Source organism: Brevibacterium sp. SMBL_HHYL_HB1 (genome assembly GCF_018208375.1).
Taxonomy (GTDB): domain Bacteria; phylum Actinomycetota; class Actinomycetes; order Actinomycetales; family Brevibacteriaceae; genus Brevibacterium; species Brevibacterium intestinavium.
In genome coordinates, this window is the sequence record NZ_CP062936.1 from 438,481 (window position 1) to 456,222 (window position 17,742).

13 protein-coding genes are annotated in these 17,742 nt (G+C 66.0%); 10 read left to right on the forward strand and 3 right to left on the reverse strand.

All coding sequences use genetic code 11. The features are described from left to right. Positions 1-135: 135 nt before the first annotated feature. The 3 genes from IG171_RS02090 to IG171_RS02100 all read right to left on the reverse strand — a co-directional run bounded on the left by IG171_RS02090 (position 136) and on the right by IG171_RS02100 (position 4,438). Complete coding sequence (locus tag IG171_RS02090) at positions 136-1,023, reverse strand: N-acetylneuraminate synthase family protein (RefSeq protein WP_212129525.1); 888 nt, start codon at positions 1,021-1,023, stop codon at positions 136-138. After that, positions 1,020-2,324 (reverse strand): acylneuraminate cytidylyltransferase, encoded by a 1,305-nt coding sequence (locus tag IG171_RS02095; RefSeq protein WP_212131487.1) that lies wholly within the window; start codon positions 2,322-2,324, stop codon positions 1,020-1,022. The genes IG171_RS02090 and IG171_RS02095 overlap by 4 nt, the downstream gene beginning before the upstream one ends. A gap of 242 nt (positions 2,325-2,566) precedes the next feature. Beyond that, positions 2,567-4,438 (reverse strand): phospholipid carrier-dependent glycosyltransferase, encoded by a 1,872-nt coding sequence (locus IG171_RS02100; RefSeq protein WP_249203972.1) that lies wholly within the window; start codon positions 4,436-4,438, stop codon positions 2,567-2,569. 227 nt (positions 4,439-4,665) lie between these two features. On the opposite strand from IG171_RS02100, the gene IG171_RS02105 reads away from it, so the two are divergent. The 10 genes from IG171_RS02105 (at position 4,666) to IG171_RS02150 (ending at position 17,404) form a co-directional block, all read left to right on the forward strand. Then, positions 4,666-5,400 carry a DUF4190 domain-containing protein gene (locus IG171_RS02105; protein WP_249203977.1) on the forward strand — a complete coding sequence of 245 codons (735 nt, stop codon included), beginning with the start codon at positions 4,666-4,668 and terminating at the stop codon, positions 5,398-5,400. Between the two features lie 253 nt (positions 5,401-5,653). After that, the gene (locus IG171_RS02110) at positions 5,654-6,157 is read left to right on the forward strand and encodes a DUF4190 domain-containing protein (RefSeq protein ID WP_212129531.1); all 504 of its coding nucleotides are present in this window, start codon (positions 5,654-5,656) and stop codon (positions 6,155-6,157) included. 234 nt (positions 6,158-6,391) lie between these two features. Beyond that, positions 6,392-6,838, forward strand: coding sequence for a DUF4190 domain-containing protein (locus IG171_RS02115; protein WP_212129532.1), 447 nt, complete (start codon positions 6,392-6,394; stop codon positions 6,836-6,838). A gap of 292 nt (positions 6,839-7,130) precedes the next feature. Beyond that, positions 7,131-8,867, forward strand: coding sequence for an AMP-binding protein (locus IG171_RS02120; protein WP_212129533.1), 1,737 nt, complete (start codon positions 7,131-7,133; stop codon positions 8,865-8,867). Between the two features lie 3 nt (positions 8,868-8,870). Continuing rightward, positions 8,871-10,244: a beta-ketoacyl synthase N-terminal-like domain-containing protein gene (locus IG171_RS02125; RefSeq protein ID WP_212129535.1), complete on the forward strand. Its 1,374-nt coding sequence runs from the start codon at positions 8,871-8,873 to the stop codon at positions 10,242-10,244. Between the two features lie 255 nt (positions 10,245-10,499). Continuing rightward, positions 10,500-11,432, forward strand: a complete 933-nt coding sequence (gene rsmI / locus IG171_RS02130; protein WP_249203978.1) for a 16S rRNA (cytidine(1402)-2'-O)-methyltransferase — start codon at positions 10,500-10,502, stop codon at positions 11,430-11,432. A gap of 372 nt (positions 11,433-11,804) precedes the next feature. Then, positions 11,805-12,950, forward strand: a complete 1,146-nt coding sequence (locus tag IG171_RS02135; RefSeq protein WP_212129542.1) for a hypothetical protein — start codon at positions 11,805-11,807, stop codon at positions 12,948-12,950. Between the two features lie 224 nt (positions 12,951-13,174). Then, positions 13,175-14,890, forward strand: coding sequence for a methionine--tRNA ligase (gene metG, locus IG171_RS02140; protein ID WP_212129544.1), 1,716 nt, complete (start codon positions 13,175-13,177; stop codon positions 14,888-14,890). Continuing rightward, complete coding sequence (locus tag IG171_RS02145; RefSeq protein ID WP_212129546.1) at positions 14,890-15,867, forward strand: TatD family hydrolase; 978 nt, start codon at positions 14,890-14,892, stop codon at positions 15,865-15,867. Before metG ends, IG171_RS02145 begins: the two co-directional genes overlap by 1 nt. Positions 15,868-16,285: 418 nt before the next feature. Continuing rightward, positions 16,286-17,404, forward strand: coding sequence for a resuscitation-promoting factor (locus IG171_RS02150; protein ID WP_249204372.1), 1,119 nt, complete (start codon positions 16,286-16,288; stop codon positions 17,402-17,404). Positions 17,405-17,742 lie beyond the last annotated feature (338 nt).

Genomic DNA, 17,742 nt, shown 5'->3' on the forward strand with positions numbered 1-17,742 from the left:
ACCGCGCTCGACGTCGCGCCGCCCTTCGGAAGGCGCGGTCGAACTCGGCACACGCGGACAGACGTCGGCCCCACCACCTCGGCGAGGGGATGGGGCCGAACGCTCGGCTGCAGTCGGGCCGAACCCGAACTCAGCTCAGACGGTGACCTTGCGCAGCGAATCGATCTTCGACTCCTCGCCCGGCATGACGCGCTTGACTCCGTCGCCGAAGGCGGTCTCGAGCACGCGGACCCCCTTGACCAGCGAGGCGAACTCGCGCGGTTCCATCGATGCCGACTGATCCGAGCCCCACATCGAGGAATCCAGCGTGATGTGGCGTTCGATGGTGACGGCGCCCAGGGCCGCGGCGGCGAAGGAGATCTCGAGGCCGAGCTCGTGGCCGGAGTAGCCCACGGGCACGCCGTAGCGCTGTCGCATGGCCGGGATCGCTGTGAGGTTGACCTCTTCGGGCGGCAGCGGATACGTCGAGGTGGCGTGCATGAGCACGAGTCTGTCGCGGTCGAAGACCTCCACGGCGCGGTCGAGGGTCTCCCAGTCGGACATGCCCGAGGAGCAGAGGACGGGCTTGCCGGTGGCGGCGATGGCCCGCAGCAGTGTGAGATCCGTCAGCGAGGCAGAGGCCACCTTATAGGTGAGCGCATCGAACTCGTTCTCGAGGAAGTCGACGGAGTCGGTGTCCCACGGGGAGGCGAACCACTGCAGTCCGACTTCCTTGGCGTAGCGGTCGATCTCGGCATATTCCTCGATGCCGAACTCGACGCGGTGCTTGTAGTCGATGTAGGTCATCTCGCCCCACGGGGTCGAGCGGATCTTCGACTTCTGGTGTTCGGGCACGGCAACCTCGGGGTTGCGCTTCTGGAACTTCACGGCCTGCGCACCGGCGGTGACGGCGACATCCATGAGCTGCTTGGCGATCTCGACGTCTCCGTTGTGGTTGATGCCGATTTCGCCGATCATGTACACGGGCTGGTTCGGGCCGACGAGGTGGTTCCCGATGGCCACGGGGGCGAGTCGATCAGTCATGAAACCTGCTTTCGGTTGGCACGCGGTTTGGCTGCGTGGTCGGTGAGCAACGGCTGTTGCTGCTGGATGGACGGTTGACGGTCAGGGAAGGTGGACGGGTGTCCGGTCGCATGCCGGGGCGGGGTCGCCTCGGCGGCGGACACGGGAGTCAGTGTCGGGGCGTGGAGGGGACCGGTCGCCTCGGCGGGGATGGGGATGAGATCGCAGACCTCGCGGACTGCGCCTCTGCCCCCGGGGCGGTCGAGGACGACGCGGGCGGCGGCGAGGACCTTGGGGTGGGCGTCGGCGACGGCGATGGGCCAGCCAACGACGTCGAAGGCCTCGAGATCGTTGATGTCGTTGCCGACGTAGGCCACGCGGGCCGGGTCGAGGCCGTTGGACTCGATCCAGGCGCTGAGGATGTGCGCCTTGCTGTCGATGCCCTGTGCGACGTCGACGTTCAGCTTCTCCGCGCGGCGGGTCACGACCGGGTTGCGCTCCTTGGACAGGATCATCACCGGCACCCCGGCCCTCACGAGGCGGGAGATTCCCATGCCGTCGCCGCGGTGGACGCGGACCTGCTCGTTGCCGTCTTCGTCGACATAGGCTCCGTCGTCGGTGTGGACGCCGTCGAAGTCGGTGACCAGGGCGTCGACGTCGATGACCTGCGCGGTCTCCTGGGTGGAGGCGATGGCGCGGACGAGGGACAGGTCGGACATGTCGTCGATCTCGCGGGCATGTTCGGGTGGGACCTCCTCGATGCCGATGCGGCCGAAGAAGCGGTGCTCATGTTTCAGCAGGCCGGCGGTGCGCATGACGTAGAAGGCGCCGGTCTCGTTGTAGTGCTTGGCCCGGTCCTGGCGACGGGGGCGGTAGGCGGCCTCATGGCCGACGGCCACCGCCCGGTCCTCGTCGATCCGCCACAGGAAGGAGTGGTCCTCGACCGCGGAGAACACGACATCGGCCTCATCGTCTTCGACCGCGCGCACCGCGTTCTCGACGGAGGCGGAGTCGATGAACGGCGAGGTGCACTGCATGAAGACCGTGATGTCGTAGTCCTCGTCGAGGGTCGACAGGGTATGGATGAGCGCGGATTCGCTGGTGGCGGTGTCGCCGGCGATCTCTGCGGGACGGTGGGAGACCTCGGCGCCGGTGCGCAGGGCTTCGGCGGCGATGCCCTCGTGGTCGGTCGAGACGATCACGCGGTCGATGCTGGGGCTGGACTTCGCGGCGTTGATGGCGCGGGCGAGCAGGGAGACGCCGGCGACCTTCTGCAGGTTCTTCAGGGGGATGCCCTTGGACCCCCCGCGGGCCGGGATGATCGCGACCGTGCGGTGTGGGGGGGTGAAGGGGTGGGGGTGTGCGCGGCCTGCTGATCGGGCGCGGTGGTGGGCGCATCCGGCGTGTGCTCGGATGCGGTGTGCTCGGGAGTCGTCGAAAGGTCATTCACAATGATTCGACGCTAACGACGCGGTGTTACCTCGAGGTGAACGCGCCATGTCGCCGAGGCGACCCTTCGATGGCGAAGCCGTGACGGACCGGTCTCACACGCCGGAACCGCCGATCAGCGCCAGGTGATGTTCCACATGCGGTCGTTCCAGTCCGAGAAGGGGATGACCTCTCCGGTGTAGACCGGCCAGAAGTAGGCGAAGGCGATGACGGCGGCGGCGAGGATGAGCCCGACGGTCAGCCGACGGGCCACCAGCGCTCCCGAGACGCGCAGGCCGAAGCGTCGACGGTGGGCTCCCGGGGGTGCCGATGCTCGTGCTCGTCCCCACAGCAGGGTCAGGCAGTAGGTGAGCGCGAGGACGACGAAGGGGACCATGACGATGGTGTAGAAGGTGAAGATGGTCCGTTCCTGGTAGGCGAACCACGGCAGCCAGGTCGCGGCCAGCCCGGCGAGGATGACGGCCGGGCGGACGTCGCGGCGGATGATCCACACGACGAGGCAGACGAGGATCGCCAGCGGCGCCAGGCCCCAGATCACCGGATTGCCCACCGAGGTGATCGCCGAGGAGCACTTGTCCGCCACGCATCCCATATCGCCATGGCCGTAGGACTCGTAGTAGAACGACGTCGGCCGCCACTGCACGATCCATCCCCACGGGTTCGACATATAGGGATGCTCGGAGTCGAGGCCGACGTGGAACGAATACGCCGTGGAGTGGTAGTGGACCAGTGACGGCAACCATTGCAGCCAGTCCGGCAGCGACTGCCACCACCCGGTGTTCTCCGCCGCCCACTGCCGGTCCCACGCATCGTCCGAGCGGATCCATCCGGCCCAGCAGGCGAGGTAGGACACGAAAGCGACCGGCACGAGCTTGAGGAACGAGGGAATGCTGTCGCGGATGAACATGCCCAGCCACGGGTGGACGACGCCGGCCCGATACCGCGAATGCACATCCCAGGCCACGAGGAGGATCCCGAACGCCGCGGCCGCATACAGCCCCGACCACTTCACGCCCATGGCCAGGCCCACACTGATGCCGGCAGCGATGACCCAGGGACGCACGCCGAGGCGGGGCCCGAAATTCATCTCGTCCCGACGCCGACGACGCTCCCGCACACGCGCAGATGCGGATGCGTCCGCGGCGGACGCGGCTGGGGACGCGGTCGCCTCGGCGGTCGGAGCGGATTGCACGGTCGCCTCGGCGGACGATGACGTCTGCGGCGATGATGTCGACTCGACGGTCGGAGTGGTTCGTGCGGTCGCCTCGGCGGGGGTGGGCTCCGATGTCGTCGAGGTGCGTTTCGACCAGCTCGCGAGGCGCTTCGTCACCTGTTCTCGGTCAAGGAGGACGAAGTAGAAGGCGAGGAGGACGAAGGCCATGAGCACGATGTCGAGCAGGCTCGTGCGGGAGTGGACGAAGTGTTCGCCGTCGACGGACAGCAGGCCGGCGGCGACGCAGGCGAAGAACCCCGAGCGGAAGAGCTTCCAGGCGATGACGCCGATGAGGAAGATCGTCAGAGAGCCGATGATCGCGACCGAGAAGCGCCAGCCGAAAGAGTCGTCGGCGCCGAAGATGTCGATGCCGATGCCGATGAGCCATTTGCCCAACGGCGGGTGGACGACGTATTCGGGGGTTGATTCGATGACGCTGGGGTCGCCGGCGTTGAAGTAGTCGTCGGCGTTCTCGGGCCAGGAGCGCTCGTAGCCGAAGTTGAAGACCGAGTAGCCGTCCTTGACGTAGTACGTCTCGTCGAAGATCAGGCGGTGGGGAAAGCCGAGGCGCAACAGGCGCAGAGCCGCGCCGATGCCGGTGATGATCAGCAGGGCCGGCCACATCCACCGCGGTGCGCGGACGGCCCACATGCCGGCGTGGAACGTCTCTCGTCGCATCGCCGCAGCTCCGGCGCGCACCTTTTCGCGTTTGCGCCCCAAGCGCTCGCGGGCGATGCGCTTGGTGGGGGAGGGGGAGTCTGCGGTGTGAGTCATCGCCCTCCAGTCTAGAGTTCGCGCCGGTCCGGGCTCTCATGTGACCCGCAGGGACGGGTGGGTTCGCAGGGGAGTCGGAGGAACGGGTGAGGACTCAGAAGGGGAGCGGGTCACGGTTTCTCCTGCAGGAGCGAGGCGGCCAGTGCGCGAGATTCTTGGGCATTCGCCAGAGTCCCCGACTAGGGTGGTGGGGTACAAACAGTGTCTGAGCGAAAACGGTGCCAAACGTGTCCCACAACCCCGAATACCGTCCGAGTGATCCACCTCAGGTCGGCTCGCAGCAGTTCAACCACAACTATGGGTCTCAGCCGCAGTACGGCTCCGGGCAATACTCGCAGGGACAGTCCTACGGGGACGGGCAGTACTCGCAGGGACAGTCCTACTCCCAGGGGCAGCCGTACCCGCAGGGATACCAGGGATACGGCCAGGGCGGGTACAGCCAGCCAGGAGCCTATGACGCGTACGGGCAGTCGGGGGCGTACAGCCAGCCGGACCCCTACAACCAGCAGGACGCGTACGGCGCGTATGGGCAGTCGGGGGCGTACAGCCAGCCGGGTGCCTATGGCGCCTACAGCCAACCGGGCGTCTACAGTCAGCCGATGACTTACGGCGCGCCACCGATGATCGTCCGCCCCGTCCCCAACAAAATGGCCGTGTGGGCGATGTGGATGGGCATTGTCGGAATCGGCGGTGGGTTCGTCTGCGGGCTGCTGTCGATGATGCCGATCATCGGAGTCGTGTTCAGCATCGTTGCGATGTTCCTGTGGGTCGCCCCGGTCCTGGCCGTCATCTTCGGCCACATCGGGCTGAGCCAGATCAAGCGAACCGGCGAAGACGGTCATGGACAGGCGGTCGCCGGCCTGATCATGGGCTACGTCAGCATTGCCATCGGGCTGGTGGGGCTGATCCTCGTGATCGGTCTCTTCGGAGTCGGCTTCCTGGCCATGATCGGCAGCTACTGAACCGCCTCGGCGGAGGTCGGGCCTGCTCAGCGCCACCTCGGCAGAGGTCGGGGCCGGCCGGGCCGCCTCGGTGGGGATCGGGGCCAGCCGGGCCGCCTCGGTGTGCGATTCCGGTCCCGGCACCGATGGTGCAGGACTGCAACACGATTCGGTCATCGTGCTCTCCGTGCCTCGATAGCGTGGGAACCAGACATCGGGGGTCCTGCTGACAGGTCCCTCGGAAGACGGCCATCGCTATCGGAGCGCAACTGAGATGCACACACGCCAACTGCCCATCGGCAGCACCTACACCGGATCGAATTCCTCGCCGATGGGCGGCACAACTCCCGCGGCTCCGGATCCTGCCGTCCTGAATCCGGCCGTTCCGGCTCCAGCCGCGGTCCGGGCTCCTGCCGTCAGGTCGGCACCGGTGGCGCACGGCCCCTCGGAACCCGTCACGTACGGCAGGTCGGCGCCCATCGTCGTCTGTCAGCCGCTCGCGCCGACGAACTCCTCGGCGATCGCAGGGTTCGTGATCTCGCTCATCTCGTTCGTCTCATCGTTCTTCTTCCTCGGCATCCTCGGCATCATCTTCGGCCACGTCGCTCGCTCCCAGATCAAGCGCCGAGGCGAACGCGGCAACGGGATGGCAGTGGCTGCGCTGTGGCTGGGCTACCTCGGCGTGATCTTCTGGATCCTCTTCTGGCTGGCCTACTTCGGAGTCATCGCGCTGATGGTCGGCCTCGCCGTCGCAGCCGATACCGGGACGATCAGCTGATGCGCCGCCGAGACCGCGATCGGTCGGAGTGCCGGCACCTCCTCGGTGCTTCCAACGCTTGGAACGCCAGCACCGCCTCGGTGCCTCCACCGCCGTCGGACGCTGTGAACGCTGGGAGTGGCCGGCACCGCCTCGGTGCCTCGCGGCGCAACCGTGACAGATCTGTAACCGCCCAGCCTTTTGCCGGTATCGACGACTCTGTACGGTTGAAGGCAGACACAAGGAGACTTCGCCATGAGCAGCCAGGACAACTGGAACAACCCGGACATGTACTACCAGCAGCCCCAGTCGGGCACGACCTACGGTGCCCAGACCTACGGTTCCAATGCGGTCGCCGGGTCCAACAATGCCTACGCGGCCAATGCTCAGTATGCCCCTGGCCCCGCGTATGTCTATCAGCCGATGCCGCCGACGAATTCGCTCGCGGTCGTCGGCATGGTCTGCTCGATCTTCGGACTGGTCTCCTCGGTGTTCCTGGCCGGAATCGGCGGAATCATCATGGGCCACATCGCCCGAAAGCAGATCCGTCAGACCGGCGAACGCGGCGAGGGGATGGCCATCGCAGCTCTGTGGGTCGGCTACATCGGCACTGCGCTCTGGGTCCTGTTCTGGGCCGTCATCGTCCTGTTCTATCTCGGAATGTTCGCCCTGATCTTCGCCGCCGGAGCCAGCGGCTCGTGACCGGGGAAACCACCCGGAGCCCGTCGAGACGGATCGGGGCGGCTGAGTTCGAGGACTCAGCCGCCCCGATCCGCATCTCAGCACGTGTGCGCGTCCTTCCACCGGACGATGCCCGTTCTCTGCGCGATTCCTGACGGCTCTGGACACGAGCAGCAGGGCCCTGCCCGCATGCCCCGCTGCTGTACCGTCCCCTATCGAATCTGTGGACACCTGAGAGTAAACTGTGCGACCAGACCCCGAAGGGCCTATCTGAGTTGCGACGGCATCCGCCGCCTGCGAAGAAAGGTGTTTCATGGCTTACGATTCAGCCGACCTCCGCTCGTACTTCGAGCACCATTTCACCTACATCGCCGGATTCGAGCGCAATGTCGCGCGATACCGAAACAGAACGGCGATGATCGATCCCGGCACCGGACGGCGGTGGTCGTACGCCCAGCTGAGCGAGGAAGTCGACGAACTCGCCTCAGCATTCGTCACAGCCGGAGTCGGCCGAGGCGACCGTGTCGTCTACCAGCTGTACAACACCCCGGAGTTCGTCATCGTCTATCTCGCCACGCAGCGGATCGGCGCAATCGGAGTCCCCATCAACTTCCGACTCTCCCCGGGCGAGACCGCCTTCATCCTGCAGGACTCCGACCCACGGGTCTACCTCTATGCGCAGAAGGCCGCTTCCATCTCCGAGGCTGCCCTGTCCTCTTGGGGAGGCCGTCCAGCTGCCGTCGTCGCCGTTCCTCGCCGCACCGAGGCGACCGCCGGCGCCGAGGCCTCCGCTGCCGAGCCCGGCGCATCTGCTTCCGGCGACGAACGTGTGGAGTCGACGACCTACGATGAATTCCTCGCCACAGGGGTGGGTGCTCCGGTCGACCCCCTGCCCGAGGACTTCAGCACCTACGAGGAATCGACCCGCCTCTACACGTCGGGCACCACGGGCATGCCCAAAGGCGTGGCATTGCCGTCGATCGTCGAGGTCATGAGCGCCCATGACGTCATGATGCATTTCCCCCTCGGCCCTCACGACCGCACGCTCAACATGACCCCCTGGTTCCACCGCGGAGGGCTGTACTCCGGCGGCCCCAATCCGGTGTTCTACGCCGGCGGGTCCGTCGTCGCCATGCCCGAGTTCGACCCCGGCACGGCACTGGACTGGGTCGACGAATACGAGATCACGTTCCTCATCGGCGCTCCCGCAACCCTCGAGGCCCTCGCGAACGCTCAGGCCGCCGAACCCCGGCAGCTGACCACGCTCAAGGGCATTGTGACGATGGGGGCACCACTCGACAAAGACGCCGCACTGCGCTATCAGCAGCTGCTGACGCCGCGGATCTTCAACGGCTACGGGACGACCGAGACCTTCTGGAACACGTTCTTGCGGCCGGAGGACCTGCCCGAGCACGCAGGGTCAGCGGGCCGGGCGAGCACCGATGACGATGTCCGCGTGGTCAAGCTCTTCGACGACCGACGTGCCGACCCCGACGAGACGGTGGCTCAGGACGGCACCGAATCCGGCGAAGTGATCATGCGCAGTCCGAAGTCCGGGTTCCAGTACGTGAATCTGCCCGAGGTCCAGGAGGAGAAGTTCCACGACGGCTGGCTCTATCCCGGTGACATCGCGACCTGGGACGAGGACGGCTTCGTCACCATCCTCGGCCGCAAGGACGACATGATCATCTCGGGAGGGGAGAACATCCACCCCGTGCAGGTTGAGGAGAGCATCGCCAGGCACCCGGGTGTGGCCGATTCCGCCGTCGTCGGCATCAGCGATCCGGTATGGGGACAGAAGGTCATCGCCTATGTGGTGCGCGCTGAGACACCCGGAACGCCGAACACACCCGTCACAGCACAGGAACTCGACCGTCACCTGCTGGCTGACGATTTCCTCGCCGACTTCAAACGCCCGCGCGGTTACCGCTTCGTCGAGTCGCTGCCGATGACAGCCACCGGGAAGAAGATCCACTACGAGCTCGCCCAGCAGGCAGAAGAGGACAGCGCAGCGGGCGAGATCGAGCTCCTCGGCTTCAGAGAGGATTGAGCGATGACCACGACGACCCCCACCGGAGGCACCGCCGCCGACGATCCTGTCGTCATCACCGGCATCGGTGCCATCACCCCGCTCGGCGACACCGCTGATCAGACGTGGGACGGCCTGGTCAACGGCCGGAGCGGAGTCGGACCCATCACTCATTTCGACGCGAGCACGTTCACCACACGGATCGCTGCCGAGGTCAAAGGATTCGACCCGGCCGAACACCTGAAGCTCAAGGACCTCAAACGCACGTCCCGGGCCACCCAGCTCGCCGTCGTCGCCGCTCGTGAAGCCGTCGCCGATGCAGGTCTGCCGGAGTCGCTGTCCGACTTCGACGGCATCGCGGCCACCTCTGCCGGTGCTTCGGCTGAGACCAGCGGCCCCGCCGACGGCGCGACGAGTCTCGGAGAGTCCGCCGATGGTGCGGCGAAAGCCGGAGACATCGCCGGAATCGTCGTCAACGCCGCCGTCTCCGGCTTCCCCGAGATCGAGGAGGCGACTCGGACGCTCGATTCGGAAGGCGCTCGGTTCGTGAGTCCGATGTTCGTTCCCGCCTCACTGACGAACATGCCTGCCTGTCAGATCGCGATGGACCTCGGTGTCCACGGGCCCGTCAATGCGAGCGCCCTGGCCTGTGCCTCCGGTGCCTACGCGCTGCTCGAGGCCCGCGATCTCATTCTCTCCGGTCAGGCCGATGTGATGATCGCCGGCGGCACCGATGCCTCGATCACCGCGCCGATGTTCGCCGGTCTCGGTGCGATGCGCGCTCTTTCCCCCGGCGAGGGCGACCCGGCCGAAGTCAGCCGCCCGTTCGACGCGGACAGGACCGGGTTCGTCTTCGGAGAGGGCGCGGTGATCTTCGTGCTCGAACGGCTCTCCCATGCTCGCGTGCGTGCCGCCGAGCCCTACGCCTCGGTGCTCGGAGGAGCGCTGACGAGCGACGGATTCCACGTCGTGGCCCCCGAGCCGTCGGGCCGCTACGCTGCAGCGGCGATCACCCGCGCTCTGAGCTCCTCCTGCCTGACCGGCGAATCCGTCGATCTGGTGGTCGCCCACGGCACATCGACGAAGGCCAATGACAGGACCGAGACGGCCGCAATCCGGACTGCGTTCGGTGCAGCCGCCGACGATCTTGCGGTGTCTGCGCCGAAGTCGATGACCGGGCACCTCATCGGCGCAGCAGGGGCCCTTGCCGCGATGGTCTGCGCCCGATCGATCCGTGACGGCCTCATCCCGCCGACCATCAACTACGCAACGCCCGACCCCGACTGCGATCTCGACTACGTGCCCAATTCGGCCCGCGAGGTTCGGGTGGATCATGCGATCACGAACGCCTTCGGCTTCGGTGGCCAGAACTGCGTAGCCGCGTTCGGTCGGGTGTGAGGCTCACACGCGCTTCTGCCGTGGGTGAGGTGCGCTTCTGGAGCGCCTGCTGTCGTGTAGATTGAGGGGCGGAATCGGACGATTCCGGCACGGAGCACCCGGTGCGGACGACAGCTGCACGGGTGGGAACTGTGCCGGTGGACAGGTGCCTGCACTGGGGCGAATGCCGATCACGTGATGAGGCACCGGGCATAGGCGGACGGCGCATTCCGCGCGGACAGGAGCAGCGGCGGTTGTGAGAAGCAGATGACAGGCATGCCACACAGCGATGAGCGAGGCACGGGCCCGGACGAAGCTCATGACTCCGGCGTCGGATCCGGCCCGGCTGATGACAGCGACCGAGCCCCCGATGATGACCCCGCCGACGGGCGACTCATTCTGGTCGGAACTCCGATCGGCAACCTCGGCGATGCGAGCCCGCGGATGCGGCAGACGATCGAAGCCGCCGATGTCATCGCCGCCGAGGACACACGCCGGTTCCTCTCCTTGGCCCAGCGTCTGGAGCTTCGCCATACGAACCGCGTCATCAGCGTCTTCGACCACAACGAGGGCCATCGTGCCCCCGAGCTCGTTGAACTCATCGCCGCAGGTGAGACCGTGGCTCTGCTCTCCGACGCGGGCATGCCCGCCGTTTCGGACCCCGGCTACCGCGTGGTCAGGGCCTGCGCCGAGGCGGGTCTTGCGATCACGTCCACACCGGGACCGTCCGCGGTTCTCATGGCCCTGGCGGTCTCCGGCCTGCCCAGCGACCGGTTCAGCTTCGAAGGGTTCCTGCCGCGCAAATCGGGTCAGCGCAGGACCCTGCTCGAGGAGCTCAAGGCCGAGAAGCGGACGATGGTCTTCTTCGAGAGTCCGCATCGCATCGCTGACACGATGGACGACTTCGCCGAGGTCATCGGCGCCGACCGGCCGATGAGCATCAGCCGCGAGCTCACGAAGACCTACGAGCAGACTCTGCGCGGGACCGTCGGCTCGCTGCGGGAGTCGGCCGCCGCAGGACTGCGCGGGGAGCTGACGCTGGTGCTCGCGGGCGCCACCGAGGTCGAGATCGCCCCGGAGGACCACCTCGGCGAAGTCAGCGCCCTGATCGATTCCGGTGTGCGGGCCAAGGACGCGGCCGGGCAGGTGGCCAAACGCTTCGGGCTGTCCAAACGAGACGTCTACGAGGCTTGGCTCCACCGAGAGTGAGGGCTTTCGCTGCGTGGGTGTGGGGCGGATTCGCGCGGCGGGGTGAGGGGCTTTCGCGCGGTGAGCGGGGGCGTGGCTCGGGTCCGGACTCGTGCGCTTCTCGGTGTGGAAGCGCTGATGTTCAGCCGAGAGCTCGGCCCACGACTGAGGGCGCGGTATGGAACCAGTGCTTTCCGTCGCAGATCGAGCTCTCGCACGGGGCGGCGCGGATCAGGCGACTGCGAATGCGGCGCTCAGCGGGCTCCACTTGAGCGCTGAACACTGTGGGTATCGCGATGACTCGCACGCAGGTGCCCTGTGGGCGGAGACTGCGTTTCCACAAGCAGAGTGCCAGGAGTGGCCGCAGAGGCTGAGAGCGGCCAACCTGGCCGGATGTTCAACATCGCCTACTACCAGGATCTGAGAGCGGCCGGGGCCTCAAGTGCCCTCATCCGCGAGTCCCTTGAATGCTGCCTGCTGAAGCTGGGCCGGGGCGTGTACTCGGTGATACGCCGTTGCGTAAACCCGCGACACCTCATGTACGCACAGTTCATCGACGATGATGAGTGGATCCGCTATCACGAGGAGCAGGCCGAGCGGGGACAGCAGGCACGCGATCCGGCACTCCAAGCGCGCTATCGCGAGCACCTGAACCGACTGAGAATCCTCAGCTACCCCTCGTATCGCAGCGGGGATGCGGTGTGGGGAATCTCCGCCGCGTATCTTCATCGCATCAGGATGTTCGATGTCCCGCGAGGGCCGATCACGGTTATCAACCCCCGCGACAGTTCACGGACTGCCGAAATCGAACGGCGAAGGCGGCCGACCTGCGACGACGTGGAGATGCATGAGGGCGCAGTGACAACGACTGCGGCACGGACTGCCGTGGACCTCATTTCACTTCTGGGCCCGGCCGCCGGCTTCGCTGCGATGGAGCAGGTGCTTCGTCGGCATCTCCTCGGCGATGACGAAGACCTGATCTTCCGGCTCGGCTATCCGCCGCAGCTGATGGACGATGTGCCCGGGGCTGTCGACGAGCTGTTCGCTGGACCGCTGTCGCGGATGACCCGCGGCAGCGTGAGAGCCAAGAAGCTCGCGAAGCTGGTCTCACCTCTGTCTGAGAGCTACGCGGAGAGCCGTACTTCGCTGCTTCTCCACCAACTGGGACTGCACGAGTTCGTTCAGCAAGTCACGGTATTCGACGGAAGAAAGCAGCTGACACGGCTGGACTTCCTGCTGAAGGGGCCTTCACGACCGGACTCAGCAGACGGTGATGGGAGTCTCCCGGCTGCACGAGGGCCCGGAGCCCGCGGGGAACCTCGGGTCGCACTCTACGTGGACGGTACGCAGAAGTACGCGGATGGTGGTTTCGACACGATGAACAAGGAGAGTCGACAGCACAATCGGCTGCTGGCAATGGGGTATAAAGTCATCCGCTTCAAGTTCAATGAGGTGATGTCGCTGTTCACTTTCAGGCAGAAGCTGTTCTCACAGGCACCCGAATTGAAGCAGCTGTGTGATCGCCATCTGCTCTTGTGAGCGGGCCGGTTGCCGCCACGACGGTTGACGGAGCGCTCCACGACCGAGAGCTCGGTATGGAACCAGAGCTTACTGTCGCAGATCGAGCTCTCGGCGGATCACTCCTGCGGCCCGCCCCACCACTCTCGGCGGATCACACTTGCGCGCCGCCCCACCGGGTCCCACCGGGTCCCCAGCGGACCCGTGCGCGCGGGGAGCGGAGTGTCCCTTAGACTGAATGGCCTATGGGTTACTACTTGACGACAGCGATTGCCTACCCGAACGGGGCCATTCACATCGGGCACGCCTATGAGTACATTGCGGCCGACACGATCGCCCGGTTCAAACGACTGGACAATCACGAGGTCTTCTTCTGCACCGGCACGGATGAGCACGGGCTGAAGATGCTGCAGGCTGCGAACAAGCTCGGCATCACACCCAAGGAACTCGCCGATGACAACGCGAAGAACTTCCGCGACACCCAGCGCGCCCTCGGCTCGACCTTCGACCGGTTCATCCGCACCACGGACGAAGACCACTACACGGCCTCGCAGGCCATCTGGCGCAGGCTCGAAGAGGCCGGCGACATCTACCTCGACACGTACTCCGGCTGGTACTCCGTCCGCGACGAGGCCTACTACACGCAGGACGAGACCGAGGTCGTCGACGGTGTGCGCGTGTCCAAGGAGACCCACACCGAGGTGACCTGGACCGAGGAGGAGTCCTACTTCTTCCGCCTGTCGAAGTACCAGGACAAACTGCTCGAACTGTACGAGACCCACCCCGAGTTCATCGGCCCCGACTCCCGCCGCAACGAGATCGCCTCCTTCGTCGCCTCCGGGCTGCGCGACCTCTCGGTCTCCCGGACCACCTTCGACTGGGGTGTGCCCGTGCCCGGCAACGACAAGCACGTGATGTACGTGTGGATCGACGCTCTGACGAACTACCTCACCGCCGCGGGATACCCCGATGACGAGGAGCGACTGGCCAAGTGGTGGCCGGCGAACGTCCACATCATCGGCAAGGACATCATCCGCTTCCACAGCGTGTACTGGCCCGCGTTCCTCATGAGCGCCGGCCTCGAGCTGCCCAAGCGGGTCCACGCCCACGGCTTCCTGTTCAACGCCGGCGAGAAGATGTCGAAGTCCGTCGGCAACGTCGTCGACCCGCTCGACCTCGTCGACGCCTTCGGACTCGACACGCTGCGCTTCTTCCTCTTCCGCGAGGTCTCCTACGGCCACGACGGGTCCTATACGAAGGATTCGATCATCACCCGCAAGAACGCGGACCTGGCCAACGAGTACGGCAACCTCGCCCAGCGGTCCCTGTCGATGATCGCGAAGAACTGCGACGCCCAGGTGCCGCAGCCGGGCACCCTGACCGAGGCGGACGAGGCCCTGCTCGCGCTCGCCCGCGCCGTGCCCGACACCGCCCGTCGCCACGTCGACACGCAGGCCCTCCACCTCTACGTCGAGGCCTGCTGGAAGGTGCTGACCGAGACCAACCGCTACTTCTCCGCCCAGGCGCCCTGGAAGCTGAAGAAGACCGACCCCGAGCGCATGGCCACCGTGCTGTGGGTGACGATTGAGGTCGTGCGCATCATCTCGATCATGATCCAGCCGGTCATGCCCGATTCCGCGGGCAAGATCCTCGACCTCCTCGGCGTTCCCGCAGGAGCCGGTGAGGCCGGGGCGAAGGTTCTGCCGACCGCCGCCGAGACCGGATCCGGCGCCGAGGCGATGGAGACAGTGACCGCAGGTGCCGGCATCGGTGTCGCCGCCGGTGCGGCCTATGCTTCGGCGGGTCTGGCCCCGAATGTTGCCGAGGCGGCCGCCGGTGGGCTCGCCGACGCCGAGGTCGATCCCCGGTCGTTCGCGGCCGTGGCGTTCCCGCTCGAGCCGGGCACCCCGCTGCCGAAGCCCGAGCCCGTGTTCCCGAAGTTCGTGGAGGAGTCGGAGTAATGGCCTCGCGCGCCGCCGGAACCTATCCACCGGTGCCCGAACCGCTCGCCTTCCCCTCCGTCGACACCCACACCCACCTCGACATCTGCACCGGAGTGCGGCTGCCGTTGGGTGCCGACGAGCCGGAGCCCGAGGTTCGGCCCGATGAGGACGAGGAGTTCCCGAGCCTCGACTTCTTCTTCGACACCGCGCAGTCCGCCGGGGTCCAGCGCATCGTCCAGATCGGCTGTGACCTTCCCGCGGCGAGGTGGACGACCGAGCTCGTCGCCTCCCAATACGCGGGAGACAGCGGAGCCGCCGAGGTGACCGCCGCCTCGGCCGTGCCCGCACCGCCTGCGGCCGGTCGCACGTGGATGCTCGGGGGAGTGGCCCTCCACCCGAATGAGGCGCCGAGGCTGGCCGAGCGCGGTCTGCTCGATGACGCGCTGACGGAGATCGAGTCGCTCGTGACCGCCCACGACCGGATGCGCGTGGTGGGGGAGACCGGGCTGGACTACTTCCGCACCGGCGAGGAGGGCATCGCCGAACAGCAGCGGTCCTTCCGAGCCCATATCGAGGTCGCCAAGCGCACCGGCAAGGCCCTGCAGATCCACGACCGCAACGCCCACGCCGATGTGCTGCGGATCCTCAAGGAGGAAGGCGCCCCGGAGGTCACGATCTTCCACTGTTTCTCCGGAGATGAGCAGATGGCCCGGGAATGCGCGGCCGAAGGGTACTTCATGTCCTTCGCCGGCAACCTCACGTTCAAGAACGCCGAGGAGCTGCGCCGAGCCGCGGCCGCAGCGCCCCTGGAGCTGCTCTTGACCGAAACCGATGCCCCGTTCCTGACCCCGCACCCACACCGCGGCAAACCGGGAGGACCGTATCTGACCGCGATCACCGCTCGGAAGCTCGCCGAGGTGCGCGGCGTGAGCGAAGAGGAACTGTGCTCGGCCGTGTGGGCCAATGCCGAGACCGCGCTCGGCGGCTGGGACTGAACTTCAGCGCCCGAGGAGTGAACCCAACTGCAGCACCTCAAACGGAGGCAGCATTGCGACGGCTGAACCGGACTGTGACATCCGAAGGGTGAATTGATCTCCAGCACCCCGAAATGTGAGGGGGATTACGGCACTGCAGGGCCGCCTCGGCGGGTGAATGTCACGGTCACGACACCCCTGAAAACACGGGGGAACTCCTGGTCAGATGGCTACCCAGGAAACTCACACCGTTACAGTTCCGTGATGTTTTGCGAACCGTGTAACGAATCGGTTACAGTGAACGGGTCGATAAACTCTGCTCAGGGATATTTTTGTGATTGATTTTCTCAAGAACCGCAAGGTTCAGATCGCTGCACAGGCGGTAGTGATTACCGGACTCGTGGGTGGCACGGGGGCCGTTGTGACCATGAATAAGCCTGTGATCTTGGACGTCAACGGACAGGCCGAGGAGATCCGCACCTTCGGCGGGACCGTCGGTGACATCCTCGACAGTCATGACATCGATCTCGATAAGCGCGACGAGGTCAAGCCCGGCGTCGAGACGAAGGTCGACAGGGACATGACGGTCACCGTCAACACCGCGAAGAAGGTCTCGCTGTCCGTCGACGGTGAGGAGACCGACGAATGGACCAACGCGAACACCGTGGGTCAGGCGCTGGCCGACCTCGGCGTCGATGCGAAGGGTGCCGATCTCAACACGAAGGCCAACCAGCGGCTGAAGGAGAAGGGCAACGACATCGACGTCACCACGTCGAAGGACCTCACCGTCGTTGCTGACGGCAAGGACCACAAGGTCTCGGCCGCCGTGGGCACCGCGAAGGAAGCGCTCAAGGAATCGGGCGTCAAGCTCGAGAAGGACGACTTCCTGTCCGTGCCGATGTCCGCCGACGTCTCCGACGACCAGGTGCTGACCGTCAACCGCGTCGAGAACAAGACGGTCAAGGATAAGCAGTCCATCGAGGCCGAGGTCGAGACCAAGAAGTCCGATTCGCTCTACGAGGGTGAGACCAAGGTCGAAACCGAAGGCAAAGACGGCGCGAAGCAGGTCGTCTACAAGGTCAAGACCATCAACGGCGAAGAGGTGAAGAAGGAGAAGAAGGACGAGAAGGTCCTTTCCGAACCCGAAACCAAGGTGGTTCTCAAGGGCACCAAGAAGAAGGAGACCCCGGCCGACACCGGCGGCTCCGACTCCGGCGACTCGGGCAGCTCGGACTCCGGCGACTCGGGTGGCGACTCCGGTGACTCGAGCACCGGCGGCGGCGACTCCGGTTCGAGCGGGGGCTCCATGAGCACCGCCGAGATCAAGGCCATGCTCGGTGGACCCGGATCCAAGTGGTATTCGATCGTCGAGTGCGAGTCGAACTTCGATCCGAAGGCCTCGAACGGCACCCACTTCGGTCTGTTCCAGTTCCTGCCCTCGACCTGGCACTCCGTGGGCGGCAGCGGCAACCCCGCTGATGCCAGCCCGCAGGAGCAGTTCCAGCGTGCGAAGAAGCTGCAGGCCGAAGCCGGCTGGGGCCAGTGGCAGTGCTCCTGATGTGAGACCCGCTCCGACCGTCTTCGACAAGCGATATCGACAACTGAGCTGAGGTGGTCGGGAGAGCGTGGGCCCGGGATCTTTCCCGGGCCCACGCTCTTTCTCATTCAAACGCCGACGCGAAGACGGCGAGAGGGCGATGCGAAGGCGGTGCGAGGGCGACGCGGGGACGGTGCGAGGGCGATGCGGAGACGGCGCGAGGGCTGGAACCGTGCGGCGTGGAGTCGGGCCAATCTGAGCTTTCGCCCAGAGCATGGCGAATCACTGGCACTCAAGTTGACCGAGTGCTAAGAGCGTTCTAGAGTCGAATTAGCACTGACGCTCAGTGAGTGCCAGTT

Excerpts from the sequence above, each read along its gene's own strand:
- IG171_RS02100 (WP_249203972.1), bottom strand. The coding sequence starts at position 4,438 with ATGACTCACACCGCAGACTCCCCCTCCCCCACCAAGCGCATCGCCCGC.
- IG171_RS02090 (WP_212129525.1), bottom strand. The coding sequence starts at position 1,023 with ATGACTGATCGACTCGCCCCCGTGGCCATCGGGAACCACCTCGTCGGC.
- IG171_RS02120 (WP_212129533.1), top strand. The coding sequence starts at position 7,131 with ATGGCTTACGATTCAGCCGACCTCCGCTCGTACTTCGAGCACCATTTC.
- IG171_RS02125 (WP_212129535.1), top strand. The coding sequence starts at position 8,871 with ATGACCACGACGACCCCCACCGGAGGCACCGCCGCCGACGATCCTGTC.
- IG171_RS02145 (WP_212129546.1), top strand. The coding sequence starts at position 14,890 with ATGGCCTCGCGCGCCGCCGGAACCTATCCACCGGTGCCCGAACCGCTC.
- metG (WP_212129544.1), top strand. The coding sequence starts at position 13,175 with ATGGGTTACTACTTGACGACAGCGATTGCCTACCCGAACGGGGCCATT.
- IG171_RS02135 (WP_212129542.1), top strand. The coding sequence starts at position 11,805 with ATGTTCAACATCGCCTACTACCAGGATCTGAGAGCGGCCGGGGCCTCA.
- IG171_RS02115 (WP_212129532.1), top strand. The coding sequence starts at position 6,392 with ATGAGCAGCCAGGACAACTGGAACAACCCGGACATGTACTACCAGCAG.
- IG171_RS02110 (WP_212129531.1), top strand. The coding sequence starts at position 5,654 with ATGCACACACGCCAACTGCCCATCGGCAGCACCTACACCGGATCGAAT.
- rsmI (WP_249203978.1), top strand. The coding sequence starts at position 10,500 with ATGCCACACAGCGATGAGCGAGGCACGGGCCCGGACGAAGCTCATGAC.